This window comes from Pseudomonas sp. D3, assembly GCF_029320995.1.
In the GTDB taxonomy this organism is placed as follows: domain Bacteria; phylum Pseudomonadota; class Gammaproteobacteria; order Pseudomonadales; family Pseudomonadaceae; genus Aquipseudomonas; species Aquipseudomonas paraveronii.
The window spans coordinates 3,637,305-3,652,732 of record NZ_CP119772.1; the positions used below are offsets into that span (position 1 = coordinate 3,637,305).

General features: G+C 62.4%; 16 protein-coding genes. 8 read left to right on the forward strand and 8 right to left on the reverse strand.

Features of this window, described 5'->3' with window-relative positions; genetic code table 11:
* Positions 1-47 precede the first annotated feature (47 nt).
* The 4 genes from P3S72_RS16520 to hpaI are packed head-to-tail and all read left to right on the forward strand — an operon-like array spanning position 48 to position 3,427.
* The gene (locus P3S72_RS16520) at positions 48-440 is read left to right on the forward strand and encodes a 5-carboxymethyl-2-hydroxymuconate isomerase (RefSeq protein ID WP_276193141.1); all 393 of its coding nucleotides are present in this window, start codon (positions 48-50) and stop codon (positions 438-440) included.
* 48 nt (positions 441-488) lie between these two features.
* Positions 489-1,793: an MFS transporter gene (locus P3S72_RS16525; protein ID WP_276193142.1), complete on the forward strand. Its 1,305-nt coding sequence runs from the start codon at positions 489-491 to the stop codon at positions 1,791-1,793.
* Between the two features lie 12 nt (positions 1,794-1,805).
* Positions 1,806-2,609 carry a 2-oxo-hept-4-ene-1,7-dioate hydratase gene (gene hpaH, locus P3S72_RS16530; RefSeq protein ID WP_108523999.1) on the forward strand — a complete coding sequence of 268 codons (804 nt, stop codon included), beginning with the start codon at positions 1,806-1,808 and terminating at the stop codon, positions 2,607-2,609.
* Positions 2,610-2,626: 17 nt separating this feature from the next.
* The gene (gene hpaI, locus P3S72_RS16535) at positions 2,627-3,427 is read left to right on the forward strand and encodes a 4-hydroxy-2-oxoheptanedioate aldolase (RefSeq protein WP_276193144.1); all 801 of its coding nucleotides are present in this window, start codon (positions 2,627-2,629) and stop codon (positions 3,425-3,427) included.
* Positions 3,428-3,489: 62 nt separating this feature from the next.
* Here hpaI and hpaR read toward each other — a convergent pair whose 3' ends face one another.
* Positions 3,490-3,912 (reverse strand): homoprotocatechuate degradation operon regulator HpaR, encoded by a 423-nt coding sequence (gene hpaR, locus P3S72_RS16540; RefSeq protein WP_108523997.1) that lies wholly within the window; start codon positions 3,910-3,912, stop codon positions 3,490-3,492.
* Between the two features lie 60 nt (positions 3,913-3,972).
* Positions 3,973-4,110 carry a hypothetical protein gene (locus tag P3S72_RS16545; protein WP_276193145.1) on the reverse strand — a complete coding sequence of 46 codons (138 nt, stop codon included), beginning with the start codon at positions 4,108-4,110 and terminating at the stop codon, positions 3,973-3,975.
* Between P3S72_RS16545 and P3S72_RS16550 the strand changes: the two genes are divergently transcribed.
* Together P3S72_RS16550 and P3S72_RS16555 are read left to right on the forward strand one after the other, a co-directional pair.
* On the forward strand, positions 4,109-5,407 hold the full coding sequence (locus P3S72_RS16550; RefSeq protein WP_276193146.1) for an FAD-binding oxidoreductase: 1,299 nt from the start codon (positions 4,109-4,111) through the stop codon (positions 5,405-5,407). The genes P3S72_RS16545 and P3S72_RS16550 overlap by 2 nt on opposite strands.
* Positions 5,408-5,431: 24 nt before the next feature.
* Positions 5,432-5,797, forward strand: a complete 366-nt coding sequence (locus P3S72_RS16555; protein WP_276193147.1) for a cupin domain-containing protein — start codon at positions 5,432-5,434, stop codon at positions 5,795-5,797.
* A gap of 56 nt (positions 5,798-5,853) precedes the next feature.
* On the opposite strand, the gene feaR is transcribed toward P3S72_RS16555, so the two are convergent.
* The 3 genes from feaR to P3S72_RS16570 all read right to left on the reverse strand — a co-directional run bounded on the left by feaR (position 5,854) and on the right by P3S72_RS16570 (position 8,987).
* A complete protein-coding gene (feaR, locus tag P3S72_RS16560) occupies positions 5,854-6,816 on the reverse strand; it encodes a transcriptional regulator FeaR (RefSeq protein ID WP_276193148.1) in 963 nt (320 codons plus the stop codon).
* 118 nt (positions 6,817-6,934) lie between these two features.
* On the reverse strand, positions 6,935-7,507 hold the full coding sequence (locus P3S72_RS16565; protein ID WP_276193149.1) for a DUF3156 family protein: 573 nt from the start codon (positions 7,505-7,507) through the stop codon (positions 6,935-6,937).
* Positions 7,488-8,987, reverse strand: a complete 1,500-nt coding sequence (locus tag P3S72_RS16570) for an APC family permease (protein WP_276193150.1) — start codon at positions 8,985-8,987, stop codon at positions 7,488-7,490. Before P3S72_RS16570 ends, P3S72_RS16565 begins: the two co-directional genes overlap by 20 nt.
* A 216-nt stretch (positions 8,988-9,203) precedes the next feature.
* Here P3S72_RS16570 and P3S72_RS16575 point away from each other — a divergent pair, with 216 nt between their 5' ends.
* A complete protein-coding gene (locus P3S72_RS16575) occupies positions 9,204-10,532 on the forward strand; it encodes a hypothetical protein (RefSeq protein WP_276193152.1) in 1,329 nt (442 codons plus the stop codon).
* 44 nt (positions 10,533-10,576) lie between these two features.
* Here the strand turns inward: P3S72_RS16575 and P3S72_RS16580 are convergent, their stop codons facing one another.
* Entirely contained in the window at positions 10,577-11,521 is a 945-nt protein-coding gene (locus P3S72_RS16580; protein WP_276193153.1) for a p-hydroxyphenylacetate 3-hydroxylase reductase component, read from the reverse strand.
* A 65-nt stretch (positions 11,522-11,586) separates the two neighbouring features.
* A complete protein-coding gene (locus P3S72_RS16585; RefSeq protein ID WP_276193155.1) occupies positions 11,587-12,756 on the reverse strand; it encodes a p-hydroxyphenylacetate 3-hydroxylase oxygenase component in 1,170 nt (389 codons plus the stop codon).
* Between the two features lie 272 nt (positions 12,757-13,028).
* On the opposite strand from P3S72_RS16585, the gene P3S72_RS16590 reads away from it, so the two are divergent.
* On the forward strand, positions 13,029-14,516 hold the full coding sequence (locus P3S72_RS16590) for an aldehyde dehydrogenase family protein (protein WP_276193156.1): 1,488 nt from the start codon (positions 13,029-13,031) through the stop codon (positions 14,514-14,516).
* A 44-nt stretch (positions 14,517-14,560) separates the two neighbouring features.
* Here the strand turns inward: P3S72_RS16590 and P3S72_RS16595 are convergent, their stop codons facing one another.
* The gene (locus tag P3S72_RS16595; RefSeq protein WP_276193157.1) at positions 14,561-15,415 is read right to left on the reverse strand and encodes a transporter; all 855 of its coding nucleotides are present in this window, start codon (positions 15,413-15,415) and stop codon (positions 14,561-14,563) included.
* Positions 15,416-15,428: the final 13 nt, after the last annotated feature.

Here is a 15,428-nt window from a genome sequence, read left to right on the forward strand (position 1 = left end):
GCTCCCACAGGACAGATCCGCGTCACCGATCAAGGGAGGAGACACCCATGCCGCACTTCATTGCTGAATACACCGACAACATCGAGCAGCAGGCCGACTTGCCCGCGCTGTTCGAGAAGGTCCACACCGTGCTGGGCGACAGCGGTGTGTTCCCCCTGGGCGGCATCCGCAGCCGCGGCGTGCGCCTGGACACCTGGCGCATGGCCGACGGCAAGCACGATTACGCCTTCGTCCACATGACCCTCAAGGTCGGCCACGGACGCGACCTGGACACGCGCAAAACCGTCGCCGAACGTCTGTTCAACGTGATCACCGAACACTTCGCCGAACTGCAATCGCAGCGTCTGCTGGCGCTGTCGTTCGAGATGATCGAGCTGCACCCCGAACTCAACTTCAAGCAAAACAACGTGCATGCCTTCTTGAAAAACCAGGCGAGCTGAACACTGCCCGCCTTCCGCCAACGGCCACTCAAAAAAAAGTACAACATCATGAGCACAGCCAATACCGCCAACAGCACCACCCTGCTCGAACACCAGCGTACCCATAGCCTCGTCACCTGGCGCCTGATGCCCTTGCTGCTGATCTGTTATCTGTTTGCCCACCTGGACCGCATCAACATCGGCTTCGCCAAGATGCAGATGAGTACCGACCTGCACTTCAGCGACACGGTTTACGGCTTCGGGGCCGGACTGTTTTTCATTGCCTACGCGTTGTTCGGCGTACCGAGCAACATCGCCCTCGACCGCGTCGGACCACGGCGCTGGATCGCCTGCCTGATGGTGGTCTGGGGCCTGCTGTCCGCCAGCATGCTGTGGATCGAAAGCTCCAGCGGTTTCTACGTGCTGCGCTTTTTGCTGGGGGTGGCCGAAGCCGGCTTCTTTCCGGGGATTCTGGTGTTTCTCAACCGCTGGTACCCAGCCCGTCGCCGCGCGCAAGTCACCGCGCTGTTTGCCATTGCCGTGCCAATGGCCGGTGTGATCGGCGGGCCGTTGTCCGGCGCGATCCTGGAACACTTCCATGACTTTGGCGGCCTGCGCGGCTGGCAGTGGATGTTCCTGATCGAAGGCGCCCCGGTGATCCTGCTGGGCCTGGTGGTGCTCAAATGCCTGCCGGACAGCTTCGAGACGGTGAACTGGCTCAGCACGCTGCAGAAACAGCAACTGCGTACACAACTGAGCAGTGAGGAGCAGCGCAAATCCATCACCTCGTTCGGCGGCATCCTGCGTGACCCGCAGGTCTGGCTGCTGGTGGCGATCTATTTCGCGGTGATGCTCGCGGTCAACACCCTGGCGTTCTGGATGCCCACCCTGATCCACGGCGCCGGCATCGGCCGTGACAGCCAGGTCGGCCTGCTCAGCGCGGTGCCTTACCTGGCCGGGTGTTTCTTCATGATCGGCTGCGGGCGCTCATCCGATCGCAACCGTGAGCGACGCTGGCACCTGTGTGTGCCGCTGCTGATGTCGGCCGTCGGTATCGCGGTGGCCGGGCTGTCGCCCGCCAACCCGACCCTGGTGTTGTGCGGCCTGGTGATCGCCGGCATGGGGGCCAGCGCGGCGCTGCCGATGTTCTGGCAACTGCCTCCGGCCTTCCTGTCCAACAGCACCCAGGCGGCCGGCATTGCCCTGATCAGCTCGTTCGGCAGTATCGCCTCGTTCCTCGCGCCCTACCTGATCGGCTGGATGCGTGACACCACCCAAAGCGCCAGCCTGGCCTTGTATGTGCTGGCGCTGTTTATCGCCCTTGGCGGCTTTTTGGTCCTGCGTACCCCTGCGGCCATCGTCAACCCACAGTAAGAGAACTTCGTCATGCTCGATCAACAGCAGATTCTGCAAGCCGCCGCACACCTGGACCGAGCCGAGCGCTCACGCGAACAGGTCCGGCAATTCTCGCTGGACTACCCGGCGATCACCATTGACGACGCCTACGCGATCCAACGCGCCTGGGTCGCACAGAAAATCAAAGACGGGCGCAAGTTGGTCGGGCACAAGATCGGCCTGACCTCGCGGGCCATGCAGGTGTCGTCGAACATCAGCGAACCGGACTACGGCGCGCTGCTCGATGACATGTTCTTCGACGAAGGCACCGACATTCCGTTCGAGCGTTTCATCGTGCCACGGGTCGAGGTGGAGCTGGCGTTCATCCTGGGCAAACCGCTGAAGGGGCCGAACTGCACGATTTTCGACGTGCTCGACGCCACTGAGTGGGTCATCCCGGCGTTGGAAATCATCGACGCGCGCATCCAACAGATCGACCCGCAGACCCACGCCACCCGTAAAGTGTTCGACACCATCTCCGATAACGCCGCCAACGCGGGCGTGGTCATGGGCGGGCGGGCCGTGCGGCCGACCGAAATCGACCTGCGCAAAGTGCCCGCCGTGTTGTACCGCAACGGGGTGATCGAAGAGTCCGGCGTGTCGGCCGCCGTGCTCAACCACCCGGCCAAAGGCGTGGCCTGGCTGGCGAACAAACTGGCGCCCTACGACGTGACGTTGCAGCCCGGGCAGATCATCCTCGGCGGCTCCTTTACCCGCCCGGTGGCGGCCAATCCCGGCGACACCTTCCATGTCGACTACGACATGCTGGGCTCGATCTCCTGCCGCTTTGTCTGACCCTGGAGGACCGTTCCATGGATATGCCCATCAACCGCTTCAAGCAGCGCCTGTGCAGCGGCGAGACGCAGATCGGCCTGTGGCTCGGCCTGGCCGATGCCTACTGCGCCGAGCTGGCGGCCAACGCCGGGTTTGACTGGCTGCTGATCGACGGCGAACACGCGCCCAATGACCTGCGCGGGATGCTCGGCCAGTTGCAAGCCATCGCGCCCTACGCGAGCCAAGCGATCATTCGTCCGGTGGTCGGCGATAGCGCACTGATCAAGCAATTGCTGGATATCGGCGCGCAAACGCTGCTGGTGCCGATGGTCGAAAGCGCACAGCAGGCGCGGGAACTGGTGCGCGCGATGCATTATCCGCCCCAGGGCATTCGCGGCGTCGGCAGCGCCCTCGCCCGTGCGTCGCGCTGGAACAGCATTGCCGGCTACCTGGATCAGGCCGACGCACAGATGTGCCTGCTGGTACAAATCGAGAACCTCGAAGGCCTGGCCAATCTGGAGGCGATTGCGCAGGTTGAAGGCGTCGACGGGGTGTTCATTGGCCCGGCGGATTTGAGTGCGGCGATGGGCTATCGCGGTAACCCAGGGCATCCCGCCGTGCAGGCCGCGATCGAAGACGCCATTGCGCGAGTTCGCCAGGCCGGCAAGGCGGCGGGGATTCTCAGCGCAGACCAGGCCCTGGCCAGGCGCTACATCGAATTGGGCGCCGCGTTTATCGCCGTCGGGGTCGATACGACCGTGCTGATGCGCGGCCTGCAAAGCCTCGCGGCAACGTTCAAGGCCGGCGTGGCGCCACTCCGGTCCGGCGGTGTGTACTAACCCCCTGCACGCAGCGCCCTCAGCACAACCAGCCCATTCGCCTGTTCGCGATGGGCTGGCACTCAGCGCTTGATAGCCTTCAACTCATCCAGCAACCCCAGCAGCGTCTGCAGCTTCTCTTCGCCGAACTGCGCCTGCAACTTCTGGTAGTTCTCCTCCATGCACTGGCTCATGGAGTCGAAGCTGGCCTTGCCCTTATCCGCCAGGGTCACCAGTACGCGCCGCTGGTCCTGCTCAGCCTTGCGCCGATGCACCAGGCCGGCAGTCTCCATGCGCACCAGCACGCCGGTCATGCTCGGTTTGAGAATGCAGGCCAATTCGGCCAGTTGATAGATTTCCAGCTCATCGTGCTGGCTGAGAATGCGGATAACCCGCCATTGCTGCTCGGTCAGGCCGTGCTCATTGAGCGAGGGGCGGAAAAAACTCATGGCCGCTTCGCGGGCCTGCAACAGGGTCAACGTCAGGGATTGTCGGAGTTTACGCATGGGTCTGGGCATCACAACTCAGTTAGTTAATATTTTAACGAAACTCTACCACTGTCCTCTTCACTGCGCGCTATAACTTGCGGCCGCCGCCAGGCCGCTGGCGCGCAGGATCAAAGCGGCGGCACACAGAATCAAGACAAGTGCGACGCCATGGCCCTTAATAAACACCATCACATCGTCACTTTCAGGCTGCGCCATGATCACTATCGAAACACCCACCTATTACACGGCCACCAAGAAATACAACCTCAGTTTCCCGTGCCTCGAACAGGACATAGACGCCGACGTGGTGATCATCGGCGGCGGTTTTTCCGGCATCAACACGGCCCTTGAACTGGCGGAAAAAGGCATCACCAACATCGTCGTACTGGAAGCGCGCTACCTGGGTTTTGGCGGCACCGGACGCAACGGCGGGCAGATCATGGCCGGGATCGGCCACGACCTGGAAAAGATCAAACAGGAAGTGGGCGAGGACGGACTGCGCCGGATCTTCGAGATCAGCGACCTGGGGGCCGGTATCATCAAGGACCGCATCGCCAAGTACGATATCGATGCCGACTTCTGCCACGGCTATGGCTACATGGGCTTCAACGCGCGTCAGGCCAAGACCCTGCGGGCCTGGGAAAAAGACTTCCAGTCGATCGGTACGGCCCACGAAATTCGTTTTCTCGGCGGCTCGGACGTCAAGCAAATCATCGGTTCCGATGCCTACAGCAGCGCCTTGCTGCACATGGGCGGTGGTCATGTTCACTCACTGAACCTGCTGCTCGGTGAAGCCAAGGCCCTGGCGGGGCACGGCGTGCGGATTTTCGAGAACAGCCCGGCCCTGGAAGTCAGCTATGGCGAACGCATCAACGTGCGTACCGGGCGCGGCTCGGTCAGGGCCAGCAAGCTGCTGTGGGCCTGTGACAGCTTCCTCAACAAACTGGAACCCGAGCTGCACCGATCGACCATCAATACCTATGCGTTCCAGATGATGACCGAGCCGTTGCCGGAACAGTTGATCCAGCGGATCAGCCCGATTCGCGGGGCCTACAGTGATATACGCCCGGTGATCGACTACTACCGTGTCACCAACGAAAACCGCCTGCTGTTCGGCGCTGCCACACCGCTGGTGGAGCATATCCCCCGCGACCTGAAAGCCTGGAACCGCCACCTGATGCTGAAGATTTTCCCGTACCTCAAGGACGTGAAGATCGACCTGGCCTGGGGCGGCCCGATGGCGTGCAGCCCGAACCTATTCCCCCAGGTCGGCACCCTGCCCGGCCGTAGCAACGCTTTCTACGTGCAAGGTTATTCCGGCTTCGGCGTGACCCCCAGCCACATCATTTGCAAGGTGCTGGCCGAAGGCATGAGCGAAGGGTCGGCGCGCTACGACCTGCTCAGTTCGATCCGCCGCCCGACCATCCTCGGCAAAGACGCGATCCGCCCGCTGTTGCTGACCGCCGGCAAGTCCTGGCACCAACTGTCGGGCTATTGGAACGGTCGCCGCTAATTTTTCCCATCAGGAGTACCTGCCATGACCCTCACCCCCCTCAAACACGACATCCAGCTTTCGGAACTCGACGCCTGGGGCACCGTGGCCGACCTCGGCTCGCAGTTGCTCGAAGGCGACGGCAAAGCCTTCGGCAAGATGACCTTCGGCGCGCCCACAGACCCGGTCAGCAGCGCCTATTTCGGTACCACCCAGGGCAAGTTCCGCATGGTCTACCCGTTTACCGAACAAGCCACGGTGGTCACCGGCGAAGTGCTGCTGACCGACGAAACCACCGGCCAGCAGACACGTTTCAAGGCCGGCGACAGCTGGTTCGTGACCAAAGGCACTGCGGTGCTGTGGGAAATCGTCAGCCCCAGCTTCGTCAAACACTACTTCGCCGTCGCGTAGTAGCCTCGGCTGCCGGCGCTCGCCGGCAGCTTCTTCGCTTCATCTTCGTTGAACGCTCACACTCCCTGCGCCACCTGCTGCACGTGGCTGGAGCGAAACGCCTTGGGCGAGACCTCGAACTGCTTCTTGAACGAGCGGCTGAAGTGCGCTGAATCGGTGAAGCCCCACTTGTAGGCAATCGCGGTGATCGACTCGCCGCGCAGGAACGGATTGGCGAGGTCATCTGCACTGCGCTTGAGCCTCGCCCGCTGGATGTAGCGGCATACACTGTCGTCCTGCGCTTCAAACAGCCGGTACAAATGCCGCACCGAGATATTCAGGCGATTGGCCAGGCCCAGCGGGCTCAATCCCGGCTGGCTGAGCGACTCATCGATGACTTTTTGCACGTAACTGCGCAGGTTGACGCCCGGCAGTGCCGCGCAGTCGTCGGTCGCCTCCTCCTGCTGCGCAAAGGCCGAGCCGAGCAGCGAGACCAACGCCGACTGCAACGCCAGGCCCTCCGCCACCGCCGCGTCACCCTCCAGGGCATCCGTGCACAATTGATCCATCAACACATGCAGCATGCGTCCGCAGGCTTTGCTTGAAGAAATTTTGCCGAAGGTACGTGGCCGGGTGCCAAGTTGCTTGCACACTTCATGGCGGGACAGGCACAGGGAGGCGTGCTCGATCAGCCCGAACGGGGTGATCTCGATGGAGCCTACCGAGTCCATCAGCAACAATTCGCCGGGGCCCAGCCGAATGACCTGACCGTCCTGGGCAATCTGGCTGTAGCCACTGCGTTGGCTGACCAGGAAACACTGCTGGTCGTCATCGTGGTCGGCGCGGACCTTGGGGCGCTTGATCAGGCCGGCGTTGGTGCGCAGGTTGGCCAGGGGCAGCCCGCCACGGGAACAGGCCGAGATATCACCGATAAACAGCGAGCGATTGAACGCCAGTTCTGTGTGGAAGTGCCCACAGATCGAGCGCAGATCGCGGGTCCAACTGTCGAGCCCATCTTGTCCAACCGCTTGCATGCTCATGGTTGTGTCCACCTTGGTTTTTTTGTTGTTGTCAGGCAATAGTTAACATGTTATCTAAGCGCCCGCAACACCTCCGTCTCAACCAAAGCGATTGCACTAATGGTGCCAAAACCTGCGATCAGAGTGCCGCCAGCAGGCGCTGAAAATGGAGCAAGGTCGCCAGCAACCCGCTGCGTTGATCGGGGCTCAGCGGGATATAGCGGCGAAACGCGGGCATGCGGTTAATCACCTCGCTACCGCCCATATGCTCCAGGCGCACACACCACTGACGGGCCTGCAGATCGATGCGCAGACGCTTGAAATCCAGCGGCATCAACGCTTGGAGCAATGCCCCGTGGGGCTGTAACAACGCCTGCAGCGCGGGGTCGCCGCTGCGTTGCCGGCAACGAATGCCGGTGCGCCAAACGGCTCCGGTGTGGTGCAGTTCAACACTTGCCGTGCCCTCTCGCGAGGCAGGTAGGCGCAGCACGAACTCAGTCATCACCAGGTGCATCAGCAACTGCGACTCGGCGCGTTCGACGATCTCCACGCGCAAGCGGCCATCGAGCAGGACCGCCTCGGCCACGGTCGAAGCGGTGTGCTGAAAGTGCGCCAGGCCAAGGTTACGGCGCAGGTGTTCCAGGGTCACTCCAGGGCGATACCCCGCCGGGGCGCGCCGGGCACTGAACCGCTCAAACAGGCTTCGCAGCATGGCGCTGATACTCGGTGTGAGGCTGGCTCGGTGCATGGGCGAATTCGTTGGCCAACACCGCTTCGACTGACGCCGGCTTGAACGGATTGACCTTCTGCACCACCAACGTCCAGAACAACGCATACGCCGCCGTGCCGGCCAGCATCACGCCAAACGGAATGTAGATGTCTGCCGGGTTCATCCCCGGCGGCGTGATAAACCAGATGCCCAGCAGGATGCCGACGCTGGACAGGATCTGCGGCAACGGAAACCATGGCGAACGATAGGCGCGCGGCAGGTCCGGACGGCGGATGCGCAGGCTCACCACCGAGATCGTCACCAACAGGTAGGCGAAACTCCAGGCACACACCGCCGCCAGCACCAGGTGCATGATGTTGTCGGTGTTGCCACCCAGGTACAACGCGTGCAGGCACGGAATCAGCATCGCCACCAGGATGCACAGCAGCGGGGTCTTGAAACGCGGGTGCAGGTAGGTGAAGACCTTGGGCAACGCGCCATCGACCGCCATCCCGTAGAGGATGCGCGGCACCCCGGCCATTAAGGTGTTGATGGTCGCGGCCCCGGCAAACAGGAAGCCGATCCCCAGCCACAGCGGGCCGATGCTGCCCATCACCTGTTCGGCGAATTTCGGAATCGCCATCGGTGTGTCCAGCAGGTGTACGCCACTGCCGGCATCGAGCAGCACGTTTTCCACCTGGCGCTTCATTGCCGCGCCGTAGATGAACATGCAACTGGCGACGCCGAGCAGCCCCAGCATCATGGCCTTGGGCATGACCTTGGCCGAGTTGCGCAAGTCCGGTGCCAACGGCGTGACGAATTCGCAGCCGACGAACATGAACATGGCCATGCCCACCAGCGACAGGATGGTGATCAGGTCGGTGCCCACCAACGATGCGCCGAACCAGCCGTCCAGTTGCACCGCCGGTGCCGCGATCAGCCCCAGCACGCCGAACACCGTCAAGGTGGTCCACATGCCGAAGGTGAGGATGATCTCTGCCTTGCCGAATGCGCTGACGCCAAAAGCATTGAGGATGCCGAACACAATCACGAAACCCACCCCCAGCAACCACGAACCGCCGGCCGACTCCGCCAGGGTATTGAGGTGTTCGAAGTTCACCAGCGCCATGACCCCGGAGAGGATGGTTTCCGCCGTACCGGCAAAGACATGCACGATCAGGTAGGCCGACAAGGTGCCGGTGATGGCGAAGAACCGGCCCATGCCGCAATTGATGTAGTCGTAGACCGAGCCGGTGGTGGGCAGGATTGCCGCCGCCTCGGCAAAGGTGGTCGCCTGGGCCAGCATCATCACCACCGCGATCAGCATGGCCACCGCAAAGGCACTGCCGCCGATGCCGAAGCCCATGGTGGCGGTGAGGATCACCGGGCTGGCCATGATCAGGCCGATGGTGCTGGCGAGCGCCGTGGGAAAGCCCACGGTGCCCTGTTTCAAATGTGCGCTAAGCCGGTCGTTGATCAACATGGTGCAGCCCCTCAAGCAGCGGATTTTTAGACGTTGAGCCACTGTGCGCCCTGCCTCGATTGAGCGTCTTGCCCCTGGCTGCCTTGGGTTTTGTTGCTCCCTGCCACCGCCGGCCGGCTGGCGGCCTGGGTCAATTGCCTGGCACGCAGATGAAAGACGCCGCCCGGCCCCGCTCGCCTTAATGCGCCTCCACTCATCCAGTTGGGGACACTGACCATGGAGCACACACACAACACGCGCCGACTGTACCAGGCCGTCGGCATGGGCCTTGCGCTGTTGATCGGCGAATCGTCGGTCCAGGCCTTCGAGCTGTATGCGGACGACGACACGCGACTAAGCGGCAACTTCCTGGCCGTCTACGGGATGTTCAACAGTCGCAAGAACTACGACGGCACCCCGGGCGGTTCCACCTGGCGCGAAGGTTTCATCAAGTATGGCGTCAGCCTGGAGCAGCGCTTGGGCGGCCTGGGCAGCGTCTACGGCACGGCCAACCAGGTCAGTTCCGGCACCTGGGGCGATGGCGATGCCTCCGGCGTGACCACGGGCAGCGAACGCACCAGCCAATTTGACGAAGCCTTCGCCGGCTGGCGTTCTGGCGAACTATTCCCGGTGTTGGGCACGGACGGCGTGGACCTGTCCTTCGGGCGCCAGGTGATCATGCTCGGCGATGGTTTCATCATCAACGATGACGGCACCAACCTCGGCAAGGGCGTGGCAGACGGCGAATTCAATCGGGGCGGCGCCTACTACCTCGCGGCCCGCCATGCCTTCGATCAAACCGCGCTGCTGCGCCTGGGCGGCAAGGAGGGCGTGCATGGCAGCCTGATGTGGATACAGTCGGACAATCGCGCCCAGGCCAACACCGAAATGGCCGCCGGCACCCTGGAATACAGCGCCGCCCCGGGCACCCTGGGGTTGACCTATATCCACGGCATCAGCGTCGACGAGCGCTACGCCAATGACCTGCAAAAACAACGGGCCGGCATGAACCTCTATAGCCTGCGCGGCGCCGGGAATGCCGGCATCGAAAACGCGCACTTCGCCGCCGAATATGCCTGGCAGGACACACGCATCGGTGCGCAAAACGCCTGGTACAGCGAGGCCGGCTACACCTTCACCAGCCTGCCGTGGTCGCCGGACCTGACATATCGCTACACACGCTATTCGAAAAACTGGGACGCGATGTTCTCGGGCTTCAATCGCGGCTTTGGCACCTGGGTGCAGGGCGAAGTCGCCGGCAATTACGCGGGGCCATTCAATACCAACGCGGTGATCCAACATCTCGCGCTCAAGGTCAAGCCGGCCCAAGCCGTGACCCTCGGCGCCTTGTTCTTCGATTACCAGACCGTCAGCACGCACGGCATGCCAAACCTGAACGGCCGCGAGCTTGACCTGTACGCCGAATGGGCGGTGAGCGAGCACCTGATCGTCACCCCGCTGCTGGGCCTGTACAAACCCGAGCGGGACCAGCACAACGCTGGCAACCCAGTGGGGGGGAATGGCACCAACGTGTACAGCCAACTGACCGTGGCGGTGCCGTTTTGATCGAACCAGGAGCCGCCTTGCGCCGCTCCTGAGCCTTTTCGGGGCTAGCCAGCGTGGCTGATCAATTGCTTCAACACGGTTTTGAAGGTATCGATCTGCTCCGCGCTGAATGCACTGAACACCTTATCCTGCTGCTCCTGGGCAATCGACCAGAGGTCTTCAGCCTGTTCGAGGCCTGCGGCGGTCAGGCGCACGCGGCCGTCAGGGTCACTGACCAGCGCCTTGCGCTTGAGGTTGGCCACGGCTTCGTCGATCTCGCGCACCGGCATTGCCACCTCACGCAGCAATTCAGGCGTGCTCAGGCCGGCATCACTTTCCAGCACCATCAGCATGCGCGCTTCACTGGTGCGCAAGCCGGTGGACAATTGCCGAGGCTGGTAGCCGGATTGATAGGCCCGCACGGCCTGGGTCATCAGGTAATACAGGTTGTGGCTGAGGCGCCCTTGAAAATGACTGCTGGGCGCTTGGCTGTCGTCGCGCCGGGTCATACGTGAGTGCGGCAGGACCATCGAATAGGCGCCCTGGTGATACAGCAACGGCGAGCGGCCGAAATCGTCGAACGCCACCACCTTGCCGATCATGATCCAGTGATCGCCACCGTCAACTTGCTGGTATTTTTCGCAGTGAAAACGCGCCGAGCAGTCGGCGAATACCGGTGATCCGCCCTCGCCCGGTTCAAACTCGATTTCGGCGAAGCGGTCTTCCTTGGGCCGCGCGAAATTATTCGACAGGTCGATCTGGTCGGCCGCCAGCACGTTGACCGCAAAGTGGCTGGCCTGCTCGAACACCTCGTGGCTGTTGGAGCGTTTGTCGATGCTCCACAGCACCAGCGGTGGGTCCAGGGACACCGAGTTGAAACTGTTGGCCGTCACGCCAACCTTGCGCCCGCTGGCGTCGGCGGCGGTCACCACGGTGACGCCGGTGGCAAAATTGCCCAGGGCGCGGCGGAAGGCACGTGGGTCGAAGGGGGTTGGGCTTTTATCAGACATGCAAGACTCCCGGACTGCGTGCACAAGCAGTCCTGATTATTGTGATGGGGCGTGGGGCGAGCGACTCAGATCATGCTGGGATCGGGCTCGAGGCCCATCAGCTCGCGGCCAAGGATCTGCGCGCAGACGTCGTAATCGGTGTACGCGTGGGCGCCGGTCATGTGCGAGTCACGGAACAGGCGCTGCAGTTCGTTGTGCTCGAACCAGGCGTTACCACCGGCAGCTTCGAACAGACGGTCGACGGCCTGGATGCACATCTTGGTCGCATAGGCCTGGTTGGTGCGCCAGAACGCCAGGGTTTCGCGGGTCGGATAGCGATGCTGCTCGCTGTGCTCGGCATGCTCCTGCCAGGTCTTCTCGAGAAAGGCTCGGGCGGCGGCCACCTGGTGCGTCGATTCGGCCAGGCGCATCAACGCCGGCGTCGCCGCGCCCACGGCCGCCCCGGTGTAGGCCCGCACGCGGGTTTTGGTCTTCTCGCGGAAGACATCCAGCATGCGCTCGGCGACCCCCAGGCTTACGGTGGAAAACCCACTGGCGAAGTACGGACGGTACGGCGAGTAGAAAATCTTGCTGTCCGGGTACAGACCGAAACCTGCGGACTTGCCTTCCATCATGTCCTTGGCTTTCTGGATGCGGTGTTCCGGCACAAGCACGTTCTCGATGATCAAGGTCTTGGTGCCGCTGCCTTTCATGCCGGCGGCAAACCAGTCATCGCGAATCGCATAGTCGCTGCGCGGCAGCACCGCGAAGCAATAGTCCTGGGTGCCTTCGGCGTTCTTGCGCCGGAAGCCGACTATCGCCCACTCGGCATGGTCACAGCCGCTGCTCCAGCCCATCTCGCCACTGAACAACACGCCACCGTCGACCTCTTCGGTGCGGCCGAACGGCGCGATACTGCTGCTGGCGGTGGCGTCGGGATTATCGCCCCAGACTTCCTGCTGCAACTGGGCGCAAAACATCGCCAATTGATGACTGTGGGTGCACAGCAGGCTCATCGCCCAGGCCGTGCTCGCGCAGGCGCCGGCAAGTACGGCGATGCAATCGGCAAATTGCGGGAGGGAGATTTCCATGCCGCCGAACTTCCTGGGCTGAAAAGCACGGTGCAGGCCGATGCTTTTTAGCAGCGCAATGTTTTCGTCGGGGACCTTGCGGTCTTGCTCCGCCTGGAACGCATTGGCGGCAATGGTCGGCAGAATGGACTTGAGGTCTTCGAGGAGCGGGTTTGGCTTTTTCATGGACGGCCCTGCTTATTATTGGATGTCCGGCTGCTGTCCAATATCGAGGAGCGGCACCGGCTGCAGGCCCAGTATGGGGTGAGCGGCACGCTGCGAAAATGTACCTTCCAGATGCAAAATTGTACTTTCCATGGGTATTGATCCTGCCCGTCAGCCGCAATAGACGCGGCGTTGGCAGACACAGACATGGCGCCGGGCAGTCACAGTCAAGCCGCCGTGACAGCCCTTGCTTAACCTCAGGGTTTTCTCTTGTTCACCACCAGGAAAACCCCATGACCGACATCCCCCTGTTGCCCCAAGTCGAAGCGTTTTTGCGTCGAAGCCATGCCCTGTTTATCCACGGCGGCTACGTGCAGAGTCAGTCCAGCCAGACCCTCGAAGTGATCAACCCCGCCACCGACCACGTGATTGCCCACGTCGCCGATGCAAACGCGGCCGACGTCGATGCGGCGGTGGAGTCCGCCCGCCGTGGCTTCCAGCACTGGTCCCAGGTCGCCCCGGCAGTGCGCGGCAACGTGCTGCTCAAACTCGCCGACCTGCTGGAACAACACCGCGAGGAACTGGCTCAGATCGAGACGTGCCAATCGGGCAAGATCATCCAGATTTCCCGCGCCTTCGAAGTGGACCAGGCCGCGCACTTTCTACGCTACTACGCCGGCTGGGCGACCAAGATCTGCGGCCAGACCATCACGCCGTCCCTGCCCTCCTTCGCCGGCGAACGCTACACCGCGTTCACCCTGCGCGAACCGGTGGGCGTGGTGGTGGGCATCGTGCCGTGGAATTTCTCGACCATGATCGCCATCTGGAAACTCGCCTCGGCGCTGGTCACCGGCTGCAGCATCATTATCAAGCCCAGTGAGTTCACCCCGCTGACGATCCTGCGGGTCGCCGAGCTGGCGGTCGACGCAGGCCTGCCCGCCGGCGTCCTGAACGTGTTGACCGGCGGCGGCCCGGTGGGTCAGGCGCTGATCGAGCATCCCGGCACCGATAAGGTCTCGTTCACCGGCTCGGTGCCGACCGGCATCGCCGTAGGCCGCGCGGCCACGGGTGCCGGGCTGACCCGCGCAACCCTGGAACTGGGCGGGAAAAACTCGGCGGGGTTCCTGCGTGATGTGGACCTCGACAAGGCGGTCAACGGCATCATCGAAGCGGGCTTCCTGCACTCCGGGCAGATCTGCGCCGCCGCTGAACGTTTTTTCGCCCATCGCTCGCAGATCGAGCCGATCATGAGCCGCCTGGCCGAGCGTCTGGGCAAACTGAACATCGGTTCGCCGCTGGATGAGCGCACCGAATTCGGCCCGGTCACCCACCGCCAGCACCAATTGAAGCTCGACGGTTTTTTTGCCAAGGCGCGTGCCGAAAACAACACGATTATCCACGGTGGCCGGTGCATGGATCGCCCTGGGTGTTATGTCGAGCCCACCGTGATCCTCGCCAACAGCATCAACGACAGCGTGCTCAACGAGGAAACCTTCGGCCCGATCGCCACGTTCTTGCCCTATGACAGCGAAGACGAGCTGCTGGAACTGATGAACAACACACCGTATGGCCTCAGCGCCAGCCTCTGGACCAACGACCTGGGCAAAGCCCTGCGCATGGTGCCCGCCATCCACGCCGGCACGGTGTGGGTGAACATGCACACGCTGCTCGACCCGGCTGTGCCGTTTGGCGGGGTTAAATCATCGGGCATCGGCCGGGAATTCGGCTCAGCGTTTATCGAGGATTACACCGAACTCAAATCGGTGATGATTCGCTATTGATCCAGCGCCGGCATGGACCGTGTCCATGCCGGACAGCCGTTGATTCAGTAGAAGTACGCCAGGCGAAACTGCAGCGAGTTATCAATCTTCACGCCCTCACGCACCGATGTGTCATGCATCAACTGCCCCATCACCTGCACCTGCTTGCCCAGCATGGTCGCGACGGTAAAACCGAGCGTGCCATTGCTGCGGCTGGTGGCCAGGGTTTCATGGTCGAGTGTTTCGCGCGCGCCCCAGTTATGACGATAAGAGATCGCGGCGTAAGTGTCGGGGGTGAAGTTGTAGCGCAGGTGGTTGTGCAGTTGCAGCAACGGGTCTTTTTTGGCGGCGGTGGAGCGCTGCTCGTCGTAGAACTCGGTTTCGGCGATCACGTCCCAGGTGATTTTATCGGTAAGGCCCTTGATGTAACCGACCTGAAAGTCCAGCGCCCAGCGATTGCTGCTCAAGGCGAAGCCTTGGTTCTTCTCGCTGCCGGTCGGCGCGGTGACGAACACCGACCAGCCCAGGTGTTCGTTTTTGGCCAGGTCGGCGATGGTCCACACCGTCCCACCGAAGGTGATATCACCCAGCCCCGAGTTCTTGCTGTCGGTGGCGCCGGTCTTCTGGTAGCCGAAGGGGATGACGATTTGCGGGTCCCAGGTCAGCCCGGTGTTGAAGAACTCGGTGAAGTGGATCAGACGCAACACCCCGACGGTCATGTCGAGGTCGAGGTTGTCGGCGACTTTTTTGCCGCCCGAATACACCTTATCCCCGCGTGGGTTCTGCTGGTACAACACCACCACATCGGTGCCTTTGGGCAGCGCGGTGTAGTCGCCCGGATCAGGTTTTACATCGGCCTGGGCCAAAGGGGCCAAGCTGGCGAAGAGTGCGCTGAGGGTCAGAGTGCTAAGTGTTTTCATGGCGTGTCCCGTT